We start from the raw sequence: 19,998 nt of genomic DNA, 5'->3' as shown, positions 1-19,998 counted from the left end.
CAGGTATCCGCAGTTCAGGACCACCACAGCGGGATCGCCCACATCGTGGGCAGCGGGGTGGCGTTTTATGGCGTCAAATCAGGGCAAAGCTCTACGTAATGGCTTTCCGCCACTAGGATGAAATTCCGGGCGCCTGGACCGGCCGGGTCATCACTGTGCGCCATCACGCGCTGTTCAACGGCCGATGATCAGCCGACCGGGCGCCCTTGTTCGCACAGCACGGTCGTGCCCGACTGCAAGGCGGACAGCGCCGCCTCGACCCGGCCGGCCAATCGGTCGCGCAGCAGTTTCCGGGCCTGCCCGATGTCGTAGAAGCCCGCGGAGAGGATCTCACCGTCGACGAACTCCAGCTTGTCCACTTCGGACTGACTGAGCACCCCGCCGTCGAAGACGAAGACCACCGCCTCGGTCCACGGCTCCTGCGGCAGGACGTGGTCCACCACGAGCAGGCGGCCGGGTTGCCGGGTCATGCCGAGCTCTTCGGCCAGCTCACGGCTCGCCGTCGCCCACGGGGACTCGTTCTCGTCGACCGAGCCGCCGGGGATCTCCCACTGCGGCTTGTACGACGGTTCCACCAGCAGGACGCGGTCGCCGCCGTCGGTGAACAGGACACCCGACGCCATTCGTTTCCGGTTCAGGCCAGCCACGAACGTTTCCACCGACCACGTTTCCGCCACGGTGGCGGAGTTTATCGCCCGCGGTTCAGCGGTCGTCGCGCAGCCGGGGGATCGCCCGGGTCCTCTCGGAGTCGTCCGAGCCGGTCACGACCGGCAGCACCTGGGTGGCCTCCGGGTCCGCCGCGTCGCCGTTCCCCGCCTTGCGCTTCTTGCGCAGCCGCAGCACCACGAACAGCACCACCGCCACCGCGCCCGCGACGATCACGATCTTCTGGAAGACGCCGGCGTACTCGTCGACCAGGTACCAGTTCTCCCCCAGCTGGTAGCCGGCCACGACGAAAATGGTGTTCCACAACAGGCTGCCCGCCGCGGTGAGCAGCAGGAACTTCGGGAAGTTCATTTTCTCGACGCCGGCGGGTAACGAGATGAAACTGCGGAACAACGGCACCATCCGGCCGAAGAACACGGCTTTGGTGCCGTGCTTGGCGAACCACTTCTCGGTCTTGTCGAAGTCCGTCACCTTCACCAGCGGGATCTTGCCGACCAGCGCGCGTGTGCGCTCACGGCCGAGCAGCGCGCCCGCCAGGTAGACGACGACCGCGCCGACGACCGAGCCGAGCGTGGTCCAGAACAGCGCACCTGCCAGCGTGAACGCGCCCTTGCTGGCCGAGAACCCGGCCAGCGGCAGCACCAGTTCGCTGGGGATGGGCGGGAAGAGGTTGTCCAGGCCGACCACCAGGGCCGCGCCCACCCCGCCGAGGCTGTCCATCAGGTCGACCGCCCAGCCGGCCATGCCGCCGACCGGTTCGTGCGCACCCTCGGCCATCAGGTAACCAGACATCAACGCTCTCTTCCGCGAAGTCCTTGTGTGACAGAACAAGCCTAGGAACGCACCGGCGGCGGCAGAAGGATGCGGACCCCCCACTTCCCGGCGTCGAACCGCACCGCGCCCACTGTGGAAAACCACACTGCGGACGACCGCGGCGGGACCACGAGGCGGCCCGTCGGCGTCGGCGAACCCAGCAAGATCCATCCCAGGATAGCCGGATCCGGTCAGGTCGGTCATTCTGGACCTTAAGGACAAACAGCAGATCTATCGGGTTTCCCGGCGACCGACGGGCTCACACCTCCGCTGTGACCGCCGCCACACTTCGACAGTGGCCGCGGTGCAGGCACAATCGGCTGGGACAAGCCGTTGAGCGGGCAGCCAACACACCCGGGGCGGCCGGACACGACAGGGGTATGACGACTGATTCGGCCGACGGCGACGGCGAGTTGTGGTCGCGGGCCGCGGCGGATGGCGGCGAGGCGTTCGCCGTGCTGTTCGACCGGCATGCCAAGGCCGTCTACAACCACTGCTTCCGGCTGACCGCCTCGTGGGCCGCGGCCGAGGACCACGTGCAGAGCACGTTCCTCGTCGCGTGGCGCAAACGCGGCGAGATGAAGCTCGAACGCGACTCCGCGCTGCCGTGGTTGCTGATGGTGGCCACGAACGTGGTCCGCAACGACCGCCGTGGCATCGCGAGGCGGCTGCGGCTCACCCGCCAGGTCCCCGTGGACGCTCCCGTGCCCGACCACGCCGACGACGTGGCACGGCGCGTGGACGACCAGCGGCGGATGGCCGAGGTGCTCGACGCGGTGAACGAGTTGCCCCGCAACGAACGCGAGGCGCTCGCGATGTGCGTGTGGTCCGGCGTGTCCTATCCGGACGCGGCCGCGGTGCTCGGCATCACCGAGGGCAGCGTCCGCGCACGGGTGAGCAAGGCCAAGTCGCGGCTCAGTCAGCTCCTTCCCACGGCGACCCAGGAGGCTGCCCGATGACCAGCATGCTGCCAGCGCCGCGTGACCTGCCGCCACGCAGCCACGCCAGGATTCGCGCCGAACTGCGGCGCGCCACCAGCCGTCGCCGGCCCCGGCTCGCCCCGATGGTCGCCGGGTTGGCGTCGCTCGCCGTGATCGGTGTGGTCGCGACCTTGCTGCTGGTGCCGTCGAACCACGCGACACCGGCTCCCCCCGCTGAGACCGGACCGACTCCCCCGGCGGTCGCCGGGTCGGCTCCCCCGGCGGTCGCCGGGTCGGCTCCCCCGGCGGTCGCCGGGTCGGCTCCCCCGGCGGTGGCCGGTACACCGGCACCCGGCACCGAGCCGACGAGCAGCGTCCCACCGCCGCCCATGCCGGGAGTGCCCGCGGACGAACGCAGAGTCATGGAAACCCAGTGCGGTGTGTCCTTCCGCGATCCCGACCTGGTCCTCTACCACCTGATCAAGGACGCGGCGGGCACGAAGGCGCTGCTCTACTCCGGCAGGAGCACGGTGACCTGCACCATCGGCGGCGACCCGGCGACGCCGTACAACCCGGGCGGCGGCAGTGTGGAGTCGTTCCACTGGATTCCCGGTGACCTCGCCGTCGACCAGATCTCGGGGTCCGCGGGCGGGTCGAAGCAGGGCAAGCCCGGGTACTGGCTCACCGCGGGACGGATCAGCGGCAAGGTCGCACGGGTCACGTTCACCGACGGCGACGAGACGGTGGACGCCGTACTCGCCAACGGCACGTTCCTCGGGCGGATCCTGCAGCCGGCCGGCTGGTCTCCGCGCAACAGCGAGAAAGTCGTCGTACGCGCCTACGACGTCGACGGCCAGCTGGTCGGCGAATCCGGTCACCCCGGCAAACCGTGCTACGTCACGCCTCTGGGGACGGTGCTGAACCGCGCCAGGGAAGGGAACGTGAACTGCCTGCCCGCCACGCGGTGGCGTTGAGGGCCGCGCGGGCTCAGAGGTCGTGTCCGAGTCCGTAGCGCACGGCCTCGGCCCGGTGGCGTACGCCGATCTTGGCGAAGACGTTGTTGATGTGGGTCTTCACGGTCGCCTCGCTGATGAACAGCTCGGCGGCGATCTCGGGGTTGGTCAGGCCGCGGGTGATCAGCCCCAGCACCTCGGTCTCCCTGGCGGTGAGGCCGTCGGGCGGCTCCTGCCTGGTGCGCGGGCGGCCGTCGAGCGCCGCGACCAGGCGTTCGGAGACCTTGGGATCGAAAATGGACTGTCCGGCCGCTGTGGACCGCAGCGCCATGGCGATCTGCGCCCGTCCCGCGTCCTTGGTCAGGTAGCCGCGGGCGCCGGCCCTGAGCGCGTCCGCAATGGACGAATCATCGGCGTACGTGGTCAGCACGAGCACCGCCGTGCCCGGGTGGTCGCGAGTGATCATCTTCGTCGCGGCCACCCCGTCGAGCTCCGGCATCCGCAGGTCCATCAGCACGACGTCGGCGGAGTTGGCCCGCAGCACGTCGAGCGCCTGGCGGCCGTCCGCGGCCGACCCGACCACGGTCACGTCGTCGAGCAGATCCAGCAGTGCCACCAGTCCTTCGCGGACCACCTGCTGGTCGTCCACGACGATCACCTTGATCACCCGGGTACCTCCGCAACCACTTGCCACCGGCCGTCCCGCTGCCCCGATTCCAGGCTGCCACCGGCGAGCGCGAGGCGTTCGCGCATCCCGGCGAGCCCGAACCCGTTGCCCGAGTGAGCAGCAGTGTCCGATTCGGACGGATTTGTCACGGTCAGCCGGACGGCGCCCGTGTCGTACGCCAATCTTATGGTCAGCGGCTGTCCCGGCGCGTGCTTGCCCGCGTTCGTCAACGCCTCACGCGACACCCCGGCCAGCGAGACGACGACGGCTGACGGCAACGGCCGCGGCTGGCCTGTGGTGCCGAAGTCCACCTCGACCCGGTGGTCACGCCGATGTGCCGCCGCGAGTTCGGCGAGCGCGTCAGGCAACGGCAACACGTCACGCCGCAGCGCGGCGACCGCTTCCCTCGCTTCGACGAGCCCGGCGTTGGCCAGCCGCCTCGACCGCTGCACGGCCCGGCGCACACCATCCATATCGGACTTCTCGGCGAGCGCCTCGGCCAGCTCCAGCTGAACCCCCAGCGCACCGAGGGAATGCGCCAGCACGTCGTGCAACTCCCGTGCGATCCGGGTGCGTTCGTCGAGCGCGGCGGCGCGAGCGTGCTCCGCCTGCGCGAGCCTGGTCTGCTCCAGCAACCGCCCGGCCTGGATCGCCTGGATCTCGTACTGGCGGCGGTTGAGCCCGAGCAGGCCGAGCAGCAGCATGAAGCCGGCGTTGCCGAACGCCCCGGGGATGCTGCCACCGGCGAGCGCGGCCGACGTGATCGCCAGCGCCACGTCGAGCAGGGCGACAGCGGAGATGACGGCGACGCTGAGCCCGGTGAGGGTGGCGAACCGGCCGATTGAGATGAGGCAGAGCAGCACAGCCGAACTGTCCTGCGCCCACCCCAGCACAGCGGCGGGCAGGACGCTGGAGACCGCGAGGAGCACCGCGGCCGTCCCGGGCCGCCAGTGCGCGACGGCCACGAATCCCGCCCAGCACGCGGCGGCGACACCGTAGACGGCCCAGATCCACGACTGGTCCTCACGCGCGGTGAGCAGCGTCGCGACCACGAAAAGGGTTCCGAACAGCTGGACGACGAGCCAACTGGGCGCGATGGTGTCCGGTAGCAGCGGCCGCGTCCGGTTCGGCATCGTCACCTCCGATCAATCACTTTCCGCGATGATCGCTGATGGTGGTGATGAGCTCAACGAGGATCAACCGATAGGCGAGGAAACCCACGAGCACGACCAGCGCCACCACGACGAGAGCGACGAGCGCCTTCGTGTTCACCTTGCCTCCTCGTACGGCTTCCTGTGCTTTGTCCGCGGCCAGCTTGCGCAGCGTGTCCTTGTTCATGGCACAGACCGTACGGAGGGGGCCGGGTGGATTCGGACCATCGTCAGGTGGAGAACCGGGTGGAGCGTGCGCCCACCTGCCGCGTTCCCCGCCCGCCGGGGACTACAGCTGGGCCTCCTTCCTGAACAACGCACGCAGTGCGGCGCGGTTCGGGATGCGCAGCTTGCGGTAGATGCGCGTGAGGTGCTGTTCCACTGTGCTGACGGTGATGTGCAGTTTCAGGCTGATCTCGCGGTTGCGGTGACCTGCTGCCGCCAGGTCCGCGACCCGCCGCTCGGCGAAGCTCAGCGCCCCGCGCCTCGGCTGCCCGCCCGACGGCTCCGGCTCGCGCTCGACCAGTTCCATGTCCGACCCCCAGGTCTTCCGCTGTCAGGAGAACGATCCCCTGGCAATAGCGAACCAGGCCGGACTCGTCAACGCCTTTAGAGCCACTCGGGTAGGCATAAAACTGATATCTATATGCTAGTCTCCCGATAGCAATCCGGGGAGAGGGGCCGCGATGGCCGACTACGAGATCGAACTGCGCCCGCCGAGCCGGCTGGTGCAACGGCGTGCGATCGGCTGGTGGGCAACGCGGACGCTGATGACAGTGCTGGCGCCGGTGCTCGTGCTCGGCCTGCTCGCGTTGCTCATCGCGCCTGCCAGGCCGTGGCTGCTGCTGAGTGCCGCCGTTGTCGGCGTGCCTGGGCTGGTTGTCACGCTGGTGATGCCGCTGTGGCGGTACCGCGTGCACCGGTGGGAGGTCACCGACGACGCGGTGTACACGCGGTCCGGTTGGCTCAAACAGACCTGGCGGGTGGCCCCGCTGGCCCGGATCCAGACCGTCGACACCGACCGCGGCCCGGTGCAGCAGGTCTTCCGGCTGTCCACGGTCACCGTCACGACCGCGTCCGCCGCCGGGCCGATCCGGATCGACGGGCTTGACCACGAGTTCGCCCGCACCCTCGTCGAACAGCTGGTCAAGCGGAGCCCCGAGGCAACGGGAGACGCGACATGAACTGGCAACGCCTTGACCACCGCGTGGTGCTGTCCAACGCGTCCTGGGAGGCGCTGATCCTGGTCGCGGCGCTCGCGGTGATGTGGTGGCGGGACGCGGCGTGGTGGCTGTACGCCTCGGCCTGCGGCGCGGCGCTGGCCCTGATGGGCTACGAGCTTTTCCGCTGGCTCAAGACCCGCTACCGCGTCACCGGCGAACTGCTCGAGCTGACCACCGGCATCCTGGTCCGGTCACACCGTTCCATTCCGCGGCAACGCATCCGCAGCGTCGACGTGACAGCCAACCCGATGCACCGCCTGTTCGGCGTCGCGACTGTGCGGATCGGCACCGGTCAGCGCGCCACTTCCACCACCAAGGCGGCGCTCATGCTGGACGCGCTGGCCAGGCCGGACGCCGACCGCGTGCGCACCACCCTGATCCGGCGAAGCGGCACCAATGACGACGCGACCATCGCGGTCGGCAACTGGAAGTGGATCAAATACGCGCCGCTGTCGGCCTGGGTCGGCGTGCTCGGCGCTTCCGCGTTCGCAGCCGCCTACAACGTGCTCGACACCGTCGGGGCGGATCCCGACAAGGAGATCATTCCCGCACTTGCCCGGTGGCTGTCGACGGTCGATCTCGTGCCAGTGCTGATCCTGCTCGCTGTGGCCACGTTGGTGATCGGGGTGGTCGGCGCGCTCGGGTTGCACGTGGAGATGTGGTGGAACTTCCGGCTGGTCCGGGAACCCGGCGGTTCGCTGCGGGCCGCGCGCGGGTTGTTCGTAACCCGGTCAGTGACGCTGGAAGAGGAGCGGTTACGCGGTGTGGAAGTCGCGGAACCGTTGCTGCTGCGCTGGGGCGGCGGTGCGTACACCTATGCGGTGGCAACCGGTGCGGGCACCGTGGAGGACCAGAACAGCATCCACAACACAAGCGCTCTGCTGCCACCCGCGCCGCTCGGTGAGGCCCATCGGGTCGCCGCTGAGGTGTTACGGGAGGAGCAGGCGCCGACGCAGTCCGTACGGCTCGTCGCACACACCACGCTCGCGCGACGGCGGCGGTTGCGGTGGGCGATGCTCGCCGCGACAGGCACAGTGGGTGTGCTGGTGCTCCTCGCAGCGCTGACCACGCCGGTCTTGCTGCATGTGGCGTGGATATCCGCGCTTGTGCTGTACCCGGCGGGCGTGCTGTTCGCGTTGGACGCGTATCGCAGCCTCGGCCACGGCATCACCGGGCGGTATGTCGTGACACGGCATGGCACGTTCAAACGCCGCACGATCGCGCTGCGCAGGGACGGTGTGATCGGCTGGAAGGTCGGGCAGTGGGCGTTCCACCGCAGGTCCGGGCTGTGCACGCTCAGCGCGATCACCGCCGGTGGCCGCGGCGCGTACCACGTCAAGGACGTCATCCTGACCGACGGCGTGGCCTTCGCCGACGAGGCCGTACCCGGTGTGCTCGGCCAGTTCCTGGTCCGCAGCTGACCGGTCCACGAAATCGCGCGGCGACTGGACCACACGCGACGGTGTCCCGGTCGTACGTTGGGAGCATGCGGATCTTCCTCGCGGGTGCCTCCGGTGTGATCGGCCGGCGGGTGACCACATCCCTGATCGCACAGGGACACCAGGTCATCGGCGCGACCCGGCGCGCCTCGCACGTGCTGGCACGGCTGGGTGCAGAGGTGAGCGTGGTGGACGTCTACGACCGCGCCGCTCTGGCCGCAGCGGTGGCCGCCGCCCGCCCGGACGTCGTGATGCACCAGTTGACCGACCTCAGCGACGGCAACAGGGCAGCGAACGCCAGAGTCCGCGAGGAAGGCACCCGCAACCTGGTCGACGCGGCACTGGCCGCGGGTGTGCGGCGGGTCGTCGCCCAGAGCATCGCCTGGACCTACGAACCCGGCACGCAACCGGCCACAGAGGACGTTCCGCTCGACCTGGAGTCCGATGCGGACAGGATCGGCACGGTCCAGGCCGTGCACACGCTGGAGGAAACCGTTCAGCAGGCACCGGAGTGGGTCGTGCTGCGCTACGGCCTGTTCTACGGTCCCGAGACCTGGTACGCGCCCGGCGCGCTGATGGCGCAGCAGGCCGCGGCGGGCCGGTTGCCCGCGACGGCGGACGTGACCAGCTTCGTCCACGTGGACGACGCGGCCGCGGCGGCGGTGGTGGCGATGGAGTGGCCCAACGGTTTCGTCAACATCTGCGACGACGACCCGGCCCCCGGCCACGACTGGACGCCTGCGTTCTGCGAAGCGGTCGGAGCGCCGCGCCCGTCCCGGTCGGACGCCCCGCGGACGCCCTGGGCCCGTGGCGCGGACAACGGCCACGCGAGGAAAGAACTGGGCTGGACGCCGCGGTGGACGTCCTGGCGCGAGGGTTTCGCCGAACTCGGCTGACTACCGCGGGACCACCGGGATTCCCACCAGCACGCGCAGTGTGTTCACCAGCGCGCCGATCGGCAGTTTCGGTTCGACCGCGCGGAACACGCCCAAGCCGACGCCGAGGCTGAGCATCGCGACACCGATCTGGTCGGCGGGCATGCTCAGCTTGATCCCATCGGTGTCCTCGAAGCTCCTGACTCCCTGCGCGATCAGCTCGGTCAGTGCGACGATCCGGGTCGCGAGTTCCGCCCTGAGTTTCTCGTCCGTCGTTGCCTGGACGCCGAACTCCAGCTCGAGCCTGGTCCAGCCCGGGTCGCCGACCACTCGTTCCGCCCACGCCTCGAACAGGCGGACGCGTTCGTCGAGTGTGTCCGCTCGCAGGATGGCGAGGATGTCCTCGACGCGGCGTGCCCTGATCTCGTCGAGGACGGCCATGCAGAGCTCGTCCTTGTTGCGGAAGTTCGAGTAGACCGCACCCCTGGTGTAACCGGCCGCGTCGGCCACCTTCTCCAGTGAGGTCGCCAGGTAGCCGTCGCGCAGGAAGAGGGTGCTCGCGACCTCGAGCAGTTTCGTCCTCGTCCGGGCCTGGCTCTCGGCGCGCGTCAGTCTTGGCACGTTGACAGCCTAACCGACTCGCCATACGCTGCGAATCCAGATACAGACTGTATCTGAACTGGAGGCGCGATGACGCGGCGCGGTGTGGTGCTCGGGTGCGGCGGCACGGTCGGCAGCGCGTGGCAGGTCGGTGCGCTCGCCGCGGTACGGGAACAGTGGGACTGGGATCCACGGGACGCGGCGGTGATCGTCGGGACGTCCGGCGGCGCGAGCCTCGCCGCGATGCTGGGCTCCGGCGTCGGCACGGACGAGCTCGTGGCCGGGCAGCGCGGGCAGGCCGGCGCGCGTGCGTCCGTGCGGCGGTTCTTCACCGAGCCACCCGCGGCGGTGCCCGCCGTCCCGGCGCTGAGCGGATCGTGGTCGCTGGTGCAGGCCGGACGGCGGCGACGGGCGTCCTTGATGACCATGACCGGGCTGGCCCCGGCGGGCCGCACGGACCCGCGCTTCCTGGACGCGCTGGTCGACGACCTCGTGCAAGACGGCGCCTGGGTCGCGCACCCGGCGGTCTGGGTGGTCGCGATGGACGCCAAGACCGGCGAACGGACCGCGTTCGGCTCCCCCGGCGCGCCTCGGGTGGCGATGCGGGACGCGGTACGCGCGTCCTGGGCCGTCCCAGGGTGGTACCCGCCGGTGACGATCGAGGGCCGCAAGTACCTGGACGGCGGCGTGGCGTCGACCGGCTCGGTGGATCTGCTGGTCGGCCAGGGCCTGGACGAGGTGCTGGTGGTCACGCCGATGGCCTCCGACAAAGGCGTGCGGGTCAGCGGCGTCGGCGGGCGGTTCGAGTCCCTGATGCGCGTGCCGATGAGCCGTGGGCTGGACCGCGAGATCGCGGCACTGGAGGCGGACGGCGTCCGGGTCGTGCGGATCTACCCGTCCGCGGCCGAACTCGCGGTGATGGGGCCGAACTTCATGAACCCTCGGCGTCGGCTGCCGGCCATGCGCACCGCGCTGGCCAACGTGCCACAACGACTAGGCGCCCAGCTAGGAGGCACACAGTGAGGTATCCCGCGATCCCGCTGGGCAACGCGGTCGTCCTGGTGACCGGTGCTGGCCGGGGAATCGGCGCCGCCGCCGCGAGACTGTTCGCCGCGGGCGGCGCGACGGTGTGGCTGGGCGACCTGGACGCTGACTTCGCCGCGGCGACAGCGCGTGAGATCGGCCCGTCCGCGCACTCGCATCCGCTCGACGTCACCGACCGCGACTCGTTCGCGGCGTTCGCCGAGGCCGCGATCACCGAGCACGGCCGGATCGACGTGCTGGTGAACAACGCGGGCGTGATGCCGGTCGGCGACTTCGTCGAGGAGCCGGACGCCACGAGCCGCACCACGATCGACGTCAACGTGTGGGGCCTGATCAACGGTATGCGCGTGGTGCTGCCGCACATGATCCGACGCGCGCGAGGGCACGTGGTCAACGTGGCGTCGATGGCGGGCAAGGTGCCGATCCCCGGTATGGCCGTGTACAACGCCAGCAAGTTCGCCGCACTCGGACTGTCCCTGGCGGTCCGTGAGGAGTACGCGGACACCGGGGTGAGCGTCAGTACGGTACTTCCGTCAGCCGTGCGCACGCGCTTGTCCTCGGGAATCCCGCTCGGCCACGGAATGCCGACGGTCGAACCCGAGGATGTCGCCCGCGCGGTCGTGGGCAGCGTGTCGCGCCGACGTGCCGAGATCCCGGTGCCCGGTTACCTCGCGGGTTGGGGCCTGTTGAACACGGTTGTACCCGAACCGGTGATGCGGCTGGGACGGCGTGTCATCGGTGACCGCCGTGCCCTCACGTCCGTCGACCCGATCACCAGGGGCGCGTACGAACGCGCCATCGACAGCCAGACCCAGTCTCGCAAGCAAGGAGCGGCGTCATGACCGCACAACACGAAGCGGTGATCATCGGGGCGGGCTTCGGCGGCATGGGCGCCGCCATCCAGCTCGACCGGCTCGGCATCCGCGACTACGTGATCCTCGACCGCGAGGCCGGCCTCGGCGGCACGTGGCACGTCAACCGGTATCCCGGCCTCGCGGTGGACATCGCGTCGGTGACGTACTCGTACTCCTTCGAACCGAACCCGAACTGGTCACGGCTGTTCGCGCCCGGCGAGGAGCTCAAGCGCTACGCCGAACACGTCGCCACCAAGTACGACCTGCGCCGCCGCATGCGGTTCGGCACGACGGTCACGAGCGCGCGGTGGGACGAGACCGCGCAGCGCTGGCTGGTCACTGTGGACGGTGGCGAGCCGCTGTCGGCCCGCTACCTGTTCACCGCCACAGGTTTCCTGTCCCAGCCCAAAACACCGGACATCCCCGGGATGGACACGTTCGCCGGGAAGATCATCCACAGCGCCGACTGGGACGACAGCTACTCGCTGGACGGCAAGCGCGCGGCGATCATCGGCACGGGCGCGACCGCCGTGCAGCTCATCCCCGAACTCGCGGCGAAGGTCAAGGAGCTCACGGTCTACCAGCGCACCCCGATCTGGGTGGTGCCGAAGGTCGACACCCCGATCCCCCGGCCGGTCCGCCGCCTGTTCGCGCGGTTCCCCGGCGTCCAGCGAGCCGCCAGGCTGGTCAACTCCGCCGCGCTGGAGACGCTGTCGACGGTCGGTGTCCTGCACTACCGGCAGGCCCGTCTCGCCGCCAAGGGCGCCGAACTGCTGGCCCGCGCGCACCTGTTCGCCCAGGTCCGCGACGCCGAAACCCGGCGCAAGCTCACCCCCGGCTATTCGTTCGGCTGCAAGCGGCCCACGTTCTCCAACAGCTACTTCCGCACGTTCAACCAGCCGCACGTGCGGCTGCGGACGTCGTCGATCGAACTGATCAGGCCGCACGGCATCACCACGGCCGACGGCACGACGACCGACATCGACCTGCTGGTGCTGGCGACCGGGTTCGACCTGTGGGAGACCAACTTCCCGGCCGTCGAGATCGTCGGCCGCGACGGCAGGGATCTCGGCAAGTGGTGGCGGGACACCAGGTTCCAGGCCTATGAGGGTGTCACGATGCCGCGGTTCCCGAACCTGGTCAGCCTCAACAGCCCGTACTCGTACACCGGCCTGTCGTACTTCTGGACGATCGAGGCGCAGATGAAGCACATCGCCCGGCTGTTCGGCGAGATGCGCCGCCGCGGCGCGACCACGTTCGAGGTCACCGAGCAGGCCAACGCCGACTTCCTGGCCAGGATGACCCGCAGACTCGAGGACTCGGTGTTCTACCGGGGAAACTGCGCCACGGCCCGCAGCTACTACTTCAACCCGCACGGCGAGGCCTCGCTGCTGCGGCCGGTCCCGGTCGTCACCGGAAACCGCGACGCCCGGAGGTTCCCGCTCGACGACTACGCGTTCACCGGTTCCGCCACAACGACACCAGCCGATCCGCGCAGTCGCGTGGGTACTCAGTAGGCCATCGCGTCCTTCGTCGCGGCCGCGAGGCATTCCCCGAGACACGTGACAATGCCCGGCGTCCGTGTCGTGTCGAGCCTGCACGTGTAGAGGAAGCGGACCAGAGGCTCCTCTGTGATCGGCACCGCGACGACCCTGGAGACGGTGTCGGCGAGGGCCAATGTGGGCAGTGGGGCGATGCCCAGGCCGTGGGCGACCAGGCCAAGGACCGTGCGGAAGTCGTCGCCGTCGAACGCCAGACGCGGCTTGAAGCCCGGCGAACGAGCCAGTTCGGCGAGCAGGTCCAGGTGGGTGCCGGTGACGGGGGTGCCGATCCACGACTCGTCGGCGAGGTCGGCGAGGCTGACCGATTCCCTGTCCGCCAACGGATGCGTGGCGGGCAGGGCGACCACGACCGGGTCGCGCCCCAGTGGCGTGCGGCGCACGCCGGACGGTTCCGGTTGGGGAAACCGGTCGTAGTCGAACGTCACGGCGAGGTCGACGTCACCGCGTAGCAGCGCGTCGTAGCTGTCGGTTGTTTCCAGCTGTGTGAGGCTGACGACGACGCCCGGGTGGGTCTCGCGCAGTTTCGCGAGGGCCGCGGGGACGATGGTGTTGGCCGCGGACACGAAGGCGCTCAGCCGCACCTCGCCCGCTCGGCCGGCGTCGAGAGCCGTGAGCTCGGTGGTGGCACGGGACATCGCCGCGCGGACTTCGCCCGCGACCCGCAGCAGGACCATCCCGGCCGCCGTGGGTCGCACCGGGCGCCGGTCGAGTACGCGCAGCCCGGCGCGTCTTTCCAGGTCGGCGATCTGCTGGGACACCGCGGACTGGGTGTAGCCGAGTTCGGCCGCGGCTGCCGCGAACGAACCGAGGCGCACGACGGCTTCCAGCGTCACCAGCAGGCGTGGGTCGATCACGAACATCAGCTTAGCTAATGTCCGGGTAAGTTTTCTTCGCTTGTGCTTATCGTGAGGTCGGCCGACGATGAGATCCATGGACAGCGCTGAGTTGGACCGACTGATCGCGAAACTTCCCCGCAAGCGCATCGGCTTCTACCCGACGCCCTTCCACCGCCTCGACAACCTGTCGGCGACCTACGGCGTCGACTTCTTCCTCAAGCGCGAGGACATGGCCGGGCCCGGTGCGGCCAGCGGGAGCAAGACCCGGCTGGCGGAGTTCATCCTCGGGCAGGCACTGGCCGACGGCGTCACGCACGTCATCACGCAGGGCGTCTACCTCACCAACTCCGGCATGCAGTTCGCCGTGGCGTGCCGGGTCGCGGGGCTGACGCCGATCCTGTTCCTCACCCGCGACGAGAGCCGCCACGGCGAACTCACCGAATACCGGGGAAACCTGCTGCTGAACAAGATCATGGACGTCGAGGTGCACACCACGCCGACGCAGGGCGGCGCCTACTGGGACACGCCCGGCGAGCAACAACGTGTCCTGGACGCCATGAACGCCCGCAAGCAGGAGCTGGAGGCGCTGGGGCACAAGGTGATCGTGGTCCCGACCGGCGGCGCGCACCCGCACGGGTTCGTGGCGCACGCGTTGACGTTCAAGGAGATGATCGAGCAGGCCGAGGAATCCGGTGTCCGGCTCGACTACGTGTACCACACCGCGGGCACCGGGACCGCGCTGCCGGGGCTCGTCGCCGCGAAGCTGATGACCGGCAGTTCCGTGCGGTTCCGGTCGATCGCGATCTGCGCGTACCGGAAAGGCGACTGGATCAACGAGGACGTGATCGTCGACCGGGTCAAGCACATCCTGCACACCTTGGGCGTGCCGCTGCCCGCCGACGACGTCATCCGCGCGGAGGTCGACGTCGACCAGCGGTTCATCGGCGAGGACTACGCGGTCCCGTCACCGGAAGGCGTGGCCGCCATCAAGGAACTGGCCGTGTCCGACGGCGTGTTCATGGGCCCGGTGTACACCGGCAAGGGTTTCGCCGGGCTGCTGGAGCACGTGCGGACCGGAAAGGTCGAACCTGGCAGCAAAGTGGCGTTCCTGCACACCGGCGACCTGGGCAACCTCTTCGAGATCTCCCAGGTCGTCGGGCCGGTCGCGTCAGCCGGCCAGTGAGCTGAACGCGGCCCAGTTCACCTTCGGGCGCGCCAGGCCACGCCTGCGCAGGTAGTCGCGTGTGTTGCGGCGGCCCTGCCGCAACACACCCCAGTTGGACCCGATGGGGTTGACGACCTGCGACGGGACGAACGAGTCGCCGGTCAGCTGCCCGCGCACCAACGCGAGCCGCAGGTTGTCCAGCAGTTCGTCGTGGCTGTGCACCAGCAGGCTCGCCGGACCGGACTCGATCGGCACGTCCGCCGGGACGCTGACCCGGTAGGTGGTGCCGGTCGGTTCGGGCCGGACCCTGACCAGCACCGGTTTGCCCGCCGCGTCCCGTGCGCCGAGCACCGCGGTCTCGAAACTGTCCACAACGGACTGAGCTTGCGCCGTCCGCGGTTCGCTGACGAGCGGCGGCCGGGTGGTGACGGTCTCCGGGGTGATCGTGATGACCAGGCGCATGTAGTACCAGTCGCCGAGCGGTCGCATCAGCGGGCTCAGGTGCGCGCGGCCGGACGGCTGGCGCTCGAACAACATCGACCAGTACTCGGTCAGCTCGCCGGGCTCGGTGGAGATCTCCTCGGGACAGCTCGCCGTCGCGTTCACGAAGATCTGCTCGGGCGCGTCGAGCCCGCTGCCGGTCGGGTCCGAGAACAGCATGGCCACCCGGCTGTCGCGGCGGATGTTGTACGCCTTCTGCGGGAAACCGAGCGATGTCGTGAGCACCAGTTTGCCGTCCGCACGCAACCACGGGCTCGTCGGCCAGGTGATCGGGGTGCCGTCCTTGGCAAGCGTCGCGAGCTCACAGGTCCGGTACGCGGTCATGACTTTGGCGAGGTCTTCGTCAAGCACCGCGCGAACCTAGCGTCTCGCCGATCACCCGTGAAGGCTTTTGCCGGAAACTCGCTCCAGTTTCGCCGCCCATTGCGTTATCTCGGCCGCGATCGCGTCCGGCTGGTCCTCCGGGGCGTGGTGACCGGCCGGGCCGCAGTGCCGGATCTCCACCGCGGCGACGTTGCGCGCGCACCACTCGGCCACCGCTTCGGTGACGAGCAGGGTGGGCGAGGAATCGAACGTCAGCAACAGTTTTGGTATGCCATCGCTCGCCGCGAGCCATCTCCCGTACCGCTCGACGCGTTCGGCGACGTCCGCCGGATCCCCGTCCAGCGGCAGGGAGCGCGCCCACTGCAGGATCGGGCGACGGCTTTCCCTGGTCGGGAACGGCCGGAGGTAGACGGCCAAGTCCTGCGCGGCAACCGGGTTGAGCACCCCGCCGGTGAACGCGGTCTCGATGAAGAAGGTCTGGTCCAGCAGCAGCTCCTCCCCCTTCGGGCCCCGCATCGTCTCGGCACGGGCGCGCGGCGCGGCGCCGAGTTCGGACCAGGACATCGGCCGCACGATCGTTTCCAGGAACGCGACGCCACGGACACGACCGGGATGCCGTGCCGCCCAGTCGAACGCGAGCGCGCCGCCCCAGTCGTGCCCGACGAGGACGACGTCGCCGAGGCCGAGTTCGTCGAACCACGCGTCCAGATACCTGGCGTGGTCGTCGAACCGGTACGGGATGTCCGGCTTGCCGGATCCGCCCATGCCGATCAGGTCCGGCGCGAGCAGCCGCGCGGGCAGCTCGATGCCCGCCAGCACCTTGCGCCACAAGTACGACGAGCCGGGATTGCCGTGCAGGAACACCACCGGCGTCCCACTGCCCTGGTCTGTGTAGGCCATCGTCGAGTCGAGGACGTCCACCGTCGGCATGTCGCCACCTTGTCAATCGTTCGTGTGACTAACGATTGAAGGCTAGATCGTTAGTGTGACTAACGCAAGCAGGTTAGGATCGGCCCCATGACCGCGGACAACCCCGCCACGGCCGTACGGCTGCTGCGCCTGCGAACCAGACTGCTGTCGCTGGCCTCGATCCACTCGGACCGCCGGGTGAACGAAGCACTGGGCGAGGTGGGCGCCCGCAAATGGCACTACGCGGTCCTGGCCACGCTCGAGGAGTTCGGCCCGGCCAGCCAGGCGGACCTGAGCGACCGCACCAGGATCTACCGCAGCGACCTCGTCAACGTCATCACGGAACTGGCCGCCCAGGACCTCGTCGAGCGCTCCCCCAACCCGGCCGATCGCAGGCAGAACGTGATCAGCCTGACCGGCAAGGGAACCGATCGCCTGCTGGAGCTGGACAAAGTCCTTCGGGGTGCCGAAGAAGACTTCCTCGCGCCGCTCGACGCCGGCCAACGCGAGCAACTCGGCGAACTGCTGGCCATCCTGACCCGCGACCGCGGCCACTGAGCGCGTTCAACGGACGGCACGTCATCGGTTCGGCACGACGGTCGAAGGCGCCATCGCTTTGACGTCCGCGGGCGGTGCGTGCGGCCTGTCCGGTCTGCTGTCCGCGTACACGCCGGTTGCCAGCACCCCTAGGGATCGGTCCGGGACATGGCAGCGAGCAGCGCGTCGAGCCCCGGATGTGTCCAGTCCGCGCGCCACAACATCGACCAGGTGACCACCGGCACCGGATCAGTCAACGGCAACACGACGGCGCCGTTGATGGCCGGTTGGCTCAGCACGGTCAGCACCGAGGGCTCGCCGGGCCGCACGTGATGGGTGACTTCCTGGGTCCCACGGACGTACGGGTGGTCGTCGGCCGGTACGGCGCCGCATCGCGCCAGCACCTGCAGCGCCAACGCTTCCCACTCGGGCGTGACGTGGTTCCCGGTGCGGCAGCACACGACCTGTCCCCGCAGCCGGTCAACCGGCAGGTCGGTGTGGCCGGCGAACGGATGCCCTCGCGGCACAAGCAAAGCCAAGGGCTCGTCGGCCACATGACGGGCCCGGACCGCGCCGGGCAGGTCGGTGGTCACGCCGAACGCGACATCGAGCGTTCCGGCCACCAGCTGTGCGACGGACTCGGCCAAGCTCGCGTTGTGCCGGGCGTAGAACTCGAAGCCGTCCTCGTCCTGCCGGGCCGCCGCGAGGACGCGCGCCGGGGTCGTCGCCTCACCGATCACGTCGACCAGGACCCTGTCGCTGGGTCTGGTCATCTCCCGCAGCAGGTCGTCGTGCGCCGCCAGGAGGGCGCGGGCGCGGGGCAGCAGGCGCTCGCCGTGCTCGGTCAGCGCCACCCGGCGGGAGGTGCGCGTGAAGAGGCTCTTGCCCAGGTGGTCCTCGAGTTTGCGGATGTCCCGGCTCAGCGCCTGCTGTGCCACGAACAAGGTGCGGGCGGCACGGCTGAAGTTGAGGGCCTCGGCGACCGCGACGAAGTGCCGCAGCAGTCGCATGTCCAGGTCGTCCGGCATGCGTCCATCATCGCCGATCCACAACAGACCTGTGTCGATCAGCGCCGGACAGGTGTTGGACGGTCGTTCACCCCGGCAGCAGGATCAACGGCATGAGAAGCGATGAACAGATGATCGACGCCGGTGACGTCAAGCTGTGTGCCCAGACCTTCGGGCGGGCGTCCGATCCCGCCGTGCTGCTCGTGGCTGGTACGTCCTGCTCGATGGACTGGTGGACGCCCGAGTTCTGCACGCAGCTGGCGGACCGCGGGTTCTTCGTCATCCGGTTCGACCAGCGCGACACCGGGCGCGCACACCACGATCCGGCCGGACAACCCGCGTACACGCTGCCCGACCTGGCCGTCGACGCCACCAAGGTCCTGGACGCCTACGGCATCACCCACGCGCACTGGGCCGGGTTCTCCCAGGGCGGCTGGCTCTCCCAACTGGCCGCGCTCGATCACCGGTCGTACGTCGACTCGCTCGTGCTCATCTCGTCCCGCGCCACCGGGCACGGTCCCGCCGATCCAGACCTGCCCGAGGTGTCCGAACAGCTGCTGGCCGAGTGGGCGTCCGCACCTGAGGGCCATTCGCTGGACGAACTGGTGGCGGGCGAACGGGCACTGACACAGGAGCCGTTCGAAGAGGACGCGGTCAGGGACGTCTACCGATCCTTCCTGGCCCGGGACATCGACGTGCCCGCGGCGCTGGTGAACCACCCGATGGCCGATCAAGGACCGCGGTGGCGTGAACGGCTCGGCGAGATCACCGCGCGCACGCTGGTGCTGCACGGCGAGCAGGATCCGCTGTTCCCGCCGGGCAACGCCGAACGGCTGGCGGCCGAGATCCCCGGCGCGCGGCTGCGGATCGTGCCGGGGGCCGGGCACGAGATCCCGCGCCGGGCGTACGGGACCTACGTCGGCGCCATCGCGAGTTTTCTAACCTGAACGCATGAGTCGTGACATGTCCACGGTCGCGGTGGTGATGTTCGACGGCGCGCCGCTGTTCGAGACGTCCGTGCCGATCAGCGTGTACGGCGTCAACCGCTGCGCGCCGGACGCTCCCGGTTTCACGCTGCTCGCGGTGGCCGCCGAACCCGGCCCGGTCAACACGACGGGCGGCATCCAGATGCACGCGCCGCACTCGCTCGACGCGATCAAGGACGCGGGCATCGTGGTCGTGCCGTCCTGGCGTGACCCGCGTGAGCGACCGCCCGAGCCGGTTCTCGAGGCACTGCGGGAGGCGCACGCGGACGGCGCGTTGATCGTCGGCCTGTGCCTCGGCGCGTTCGTGCTGGCGGCGGCCGGATTGCTCGACGGCCGCCGGGCGAGCACCCACTGGGCGTTCGCGCCCGCGCTCGCGGCGGCGTACCCGCAGGTCCAGGTCGACGCGTCGGTGCTCTACGTCGACGACGGCGACGTGGTCACCAGCGCTGGAACAACCGCCGGGATCGACGCGTGCCTGCACGTCGTGCGGCGGTTGTGGGGCCCGGCCGCCGCGACGTCGATCGCGCGCACGATGGTCACACCGCCGCAGCGCAGCGGCGGTCAGGCGCAGTACATCGACCAGCCGGTGCCCGAACGCGCCGAGGACGACGAGCTGTCCAGGGCGATGGCGTACGCCGTCGAACACCTGGACGAGGTGATCGAGGTCGAGTCGCTCGCCGGGCACGTGCACCTCAGCCGTCGCACGTTCGACCGCAGGTTCCGCGCCACCACCGGTGTCTCGCCGCTGCAATGGCTACTGCACCAACGGATCCTGCGGGCACAGCAGCTGCTGGAGCACACCGATCTCCCGGTGGACGCGATCGCGCGGCAGGTCGGGCTGTCGTCGGCGGTGTCGCTGCGGCCGCCGTTCCGGCGAGTGGTCGGGGTCAGCCCGCAGGAGTACCGGGCCACGTTCCGGATGGCCGGAATCGATCGCTGAACGTCCTCCCGGCCACTCACCGCCCA

23 protein-coding genes are annotated in these 19,998 nt (G+C 69.6%); 12 read left to right on the top strand and 11 right to left on the bottom strand.

Annotation, left to right across the window (positions count from 1 at the left end; translation table 11 throughout):
- Positions 1-188: 188 nt before the first annotated feature.
- Together AOZ06_RS19085 and AOZ06_RS19080 are read right to left on the bottom strand one after the other, a co-directional pair.
- Positions 189-677, bottom strand: a complete 489-nt coding sequence (locus AOZ06_RS19085; protein ID WP_236952291.1) for an NUDIX domain-containing protein — start codon at positions 675-677, stop codon at positions 189-191.
- Positions 678-702: 25 nt separating this feature from the next.
- On the bottom strand, positions 703-1,458 hold the full coding sequence (locus tag AOZ06_RS19080; RefSeq protein WP_083471791.1) for a DedA family protein: 756 nt from the start codon (positions 1,456-1,458) through the stop codon (positions 703-705).
- 401 nt (positions 1,459-1,859) lie between these two features.
- Here AOZ06_RS19080 and AOZ06_RS19075 point away from each other — a divergent pair, with 401 nt between their 5' ends.
- Together AOZ06_RS19075 and AOZ06_RS56425 are read left to right on the top strand one after the other, a co-directional pair.
- Positions 1,860-2,438, top strand: a complete 579-nt coding sequence (locus tag AOZ06_RS19075) for an RNA polymerase sigma factor (RefSeq protein WP_054290647.1) — start codon at positions 1,860-1,862, stop codon at positions 2,436-2,438.
- Complete coding sequence (locus AOZ06_RS56425; protein ID WP_157233108.1) at positions 2,435-3,373, top strand: hypothetical protein; 939 nt, start codon at positions 2,435-2,437, stop codon at positions 3,371-3,373. The genes AOZ06_RS19075 and AOZ06_RS56425 overlap by 4 nt, the downstream gene beginning before the upstream one ends.
- A 13-nt stretch (positions 3,374-3,386) precedes the next feature.
- Here the strand turns inward: AOZ06_RS56425 and AOZ06_RS19060 are convergent, their stop codons facing one another.
- From AOZ06_RS19060 to AOZ06_RS19045, 4 genes are all read right to left on the bottom strand, one after another.
- Entirely contained in the window at positions 3,387-4,019 is a 633-nt protein-coding gene (locus AOZ06_RS19060) for a response regulator (RefSeq protein WP_054290644.1), read from the bottom strand.
- The gene (locus AOZ06_RS19055) at positions 4,016-5,152 is read right to left on the bottom strand and encodes a sensor histidine kinase (protein ID WP_054296747.1); all 1,137 of its coding nucleotides are present in this window, start codon (positions 5,150-5,152) and stop codon (positions 4,016-4,018) included. The genes AOZ06_RS19060 and AOZ06_RS19055 overlap by 4 nt, the downstream gene beginning before the upstream one ends.
- A 16-nt stretch (positions 5,153-5,168) precedes the next feature.
- Positions 5,169-5,357, bottom strand: a complete 189-nt coding sequence (locus AOZ06_RS19050; protein ID WP_054290643.1) for a hypothetical protein — start codon at positions 5,355-5,357, stop codon at positions 5,169-5,171.
- Positions 5,358-5,459: 102 nt separating this feature from the next.
- On the bottom strand, positions 5,460-5,702 hold the full coding sequence (locus AOZ06_RS19045) for a response regulator transcription factor (RefSeq protein ID WP_054290642.1): 243 nt from the start codon (positions 5,700-5,702) through the stop codon (positions 5,460-5,462).
- A gap of 154 nt (positions 5,703-5,856) precedes the next feature.
- Here AOZ06_RS19045 and AOZ06_RS19040 point away from each other — a divergent pair, with 154 nt between their 5' ends.
- From AOZ06_RS19040 to AOZ06_RS19030, 3 genes are all read left to right on the top strand, one after another.
- A complete protein-coding gene (locus tag AOZ06_RS19040; RefSeq protein ID WP_054290641.1) occupies positions 5,857-6,354 on the top strand; it encodes a PH domain-containing protein in 498 nt (165 codons plus the stop codon).
- Positions 6,351-7,814 (top strand): PH domain-containing protein, encoded by a 1,464-nt coding sequence (locus tag AOZ06_RS19035; RefSeq protein WP_054290640.1) that lies wholly within the window; start codon positions 6,351-6,353, stop codon positions 7,812-7,814. The genes AOZ06_RS19040 and AOZ06_RS19035 overlap by 4 nt, the downstream gene beginning before the upstream one ends.
- A 65-nt stretch (positions 7,815-7,879) precedes the next feature.
- The gene (locus AOZ06_RS19030) at positions 7,880-8,728 is read left to right on the top strand and encodes an NAD-dependent epimerase/dehydratase family protein (protein WP_054290639.1); all 849 of its coding nucleotides are present in this window, start codon (positions 7,880-7,882) and stop codon (positions 8,726-8,728) included.
- Here AOZ06_RS19030 and AOZ06_RS19025 read toward each other — a convergent pair whose 3' ends face one another.
- Positions 8,729-9,328, bottom strand: a complete 600-nt coding sequence (locus tag AOZ06_RS19025; RefSeq protein WP_054290638.1) for a TetR/AcrR family transcriptional regulator — start codon at positions 9,326-9,328, stop codon at positions 8,729-8,731.
- A 69-nt stretch (positions 9,329-9,397) separates the two neighbouring features.
- Here AOZ06_RS19025 and AOZ06_RS19020 point away from each other — a divergent pair, with 69 nt between their 5' ends.
- Genes AOZ06_RS19020 through AOZ06_RS19010 form a run of 3 tightly spaced genes read left to right on the top strand, consistent with a single transcriptional unit; the run spans position 9,398 to position 12,722 of the window.
- Complete coding sequence (locus AOZ06_RS19020; RefSeq protein ID WP_054290637.1) at positions 9,398-10,330, top strand: patatin-like phospholipase family protein; 933 nt, start codon at positions 9,398-9,400, stop codon at positions 10,328-10,330.
- Positions 10,327-11,193 carry an SDR family oxidoreductase gene (locus AOZ06_RS19015; protein ID WP_054290636.1) on the top strand — a complete coding sequence of 289 codons (867 nt, stop codon included), beginning with the start codon at positions 10,327-10,329 and terminating at the stop codon, positions 11,191-11,193. The genes AOZ06_RS19020 and AOZ06_RS19015 overlap by 4 nt, the downstream gene beginning before the upstream one ends.
- Complete coding sequence (locus AOZ06_RS19010; RefSeq protein ID WP_054290635.1) at positions 11,190-12,722, top strand: flavin-containing monooxygenase; 1,533 nt, start codon at positions 11,190-11,192, stop codon at positions 12,720-12,722. Before AOZ06_RS19015 ends, AOZ06_RS19010 begins: the two co-directional genes overlap by 4 nt.
- Here the strand turns inward: AOZ06_RS19010 and AOZ06_RS19005 are convergent.
- Positions 12,716-13,621, bottom strand: a complete 906-nt coding sequence (locus AOZ06_RS19005) for a LysR family transcriptional regulator (protein ID WP_169798945.1) — start codon at positions 13,619-13,621, stop codon at positions 12,716-12,718. The two genes, AOZ06_RS19010 and AOZ06_RS19005, sit on opposite strands and share 7 nt — an antisense overlap.
- 76 nt (positions 13,622-13,697) lie before the next feature.
- On the opposite strand from AOZ06_RS19005, the gene AOZ06_RS19000 reads away from it, so the two are divergent.
- Positions 13,698-14,786: a 1-aminocyclopropane-1-carboxylate deaminase/D-cysteine desulfhydrase gene (locus AOZ06_RS19000; protein ID WP_054290633.1), complete on the top strand. Its 1,089-nt coding sequence runs from the start codon at positions 13,698-13,700 to the stop codon at positions 14,784-14,786.
- On the opposite strand, the gene AOZ06_RS18995 is transcribed toward AOZ06_RS19000, so the two are convergent.
- Together AOZ06_RS18995 and AOZ06_RS18990 are read right to left on the bottom strand one after the other, a co-directional pair.
- Positions 14,772-15,620 carry a pyridoxamine 5'-phosphate oxidase family protein gene (locus tag AOZ06_RS18995; RefSeq protein ID WP_218922014.1) on the bottom strand — a complete coding sequence of 283 codons (849 nt, stop codon included), beginning with the start codon at positions 15,618-15,620 and terminating at the stop codon, positions 14,772-14,774. The genes AOZ06_RS19000 and AOZ06_RS18995 overlap by 15 nt on opposite strands.
- 24 nt (positions 15,621-15,644) lie before the next feature.
- Positions 15,645-16,523, bottom strand: coding sequence for a haloalkane dehalogenase (locus tag AOZ06_RS18990; protein ID WP_054290632.1), 879 nt, complete (start codon positions 16,521-16,523; stop codon positions 15,645-15,647).
- A gap of 87 nt (positions 16,524-16,610) precedes the next feature.
- Here AOZ06_RS18990 and AOZ06_RS18985 point away from each other — a divergent pair, with 87 nt between their 5' ends.
- Positions 16,611-17,060, top strand: coding sequence for a MarR family winged helix-turn-helix transcriptional regulator (locus tag AOZ06_RS18985; RefSeq protein ID WP_054290631.1), 450 nt, complete (start codon positions 16,611-16,613; stop codon positions 17,058-17,060).
- 128 nt (positions 17,061-17,188) lie between these two features.
- Here AOZ06_RS18985 and AOZ06_RS18980 read toward each other — a convergent pair whose 3' ends face one another.
- Complete coding sequence (locus AOZ06_RS18980; RefSeq protein ID WP_054290630.1) at positions 17,189-18,067, bottom strand: LysR family transcriptional regulator; 879 nt, start codon at positions 18,065-18,067, stop codon at positions 17,189-17,191.
- Between the two features lie 92 nt (positions 18,068-18,159).
- Here AOZ06_RS18980 and AOZ06_RS18975 point away from each other — a divergent pair, with 92 nt between their 5' ends.
- A complete protein-coding gene (locus AOZ06_RS18975; RefSeq protein ID WP_063810067.1) occupies positions 18,160-18,993 on the top strand; it encodes an alpha/beta fold hydrolase in 834 nt (277 codons plus the stop codon).
- A 4-nt stretch (positions 18,994-18,997) separates the two neighbouring features.
- Complete coding sequence (locus AOZ06_RS18970; protein WP_054290628.1) at positions 18,998-19,972, top strand: GlxA family transcriptional regulator; 975 nt, start codon at positions 18,998-19,000, stop codon at positions 19,970-19,972.
- Positions 19,973-19,998 lie beyond the last annotated feature (26 nt).

The organism is Kibdelosporangium phytohabitans (assembly GCF_001302585.1).
GTDB classification, from domain to species: Bacteria; Actinomycetota; Actinomycetes; order Mycobacteriales; family Pseudonocardiaceae; genus Kibdelosporangium; species Kibdelosporangium phytohabitans.
Note: the sequence above shows the minus strand (reverse complement) of the source record. Positions and strands in the feature narration are given on the sequence as shown.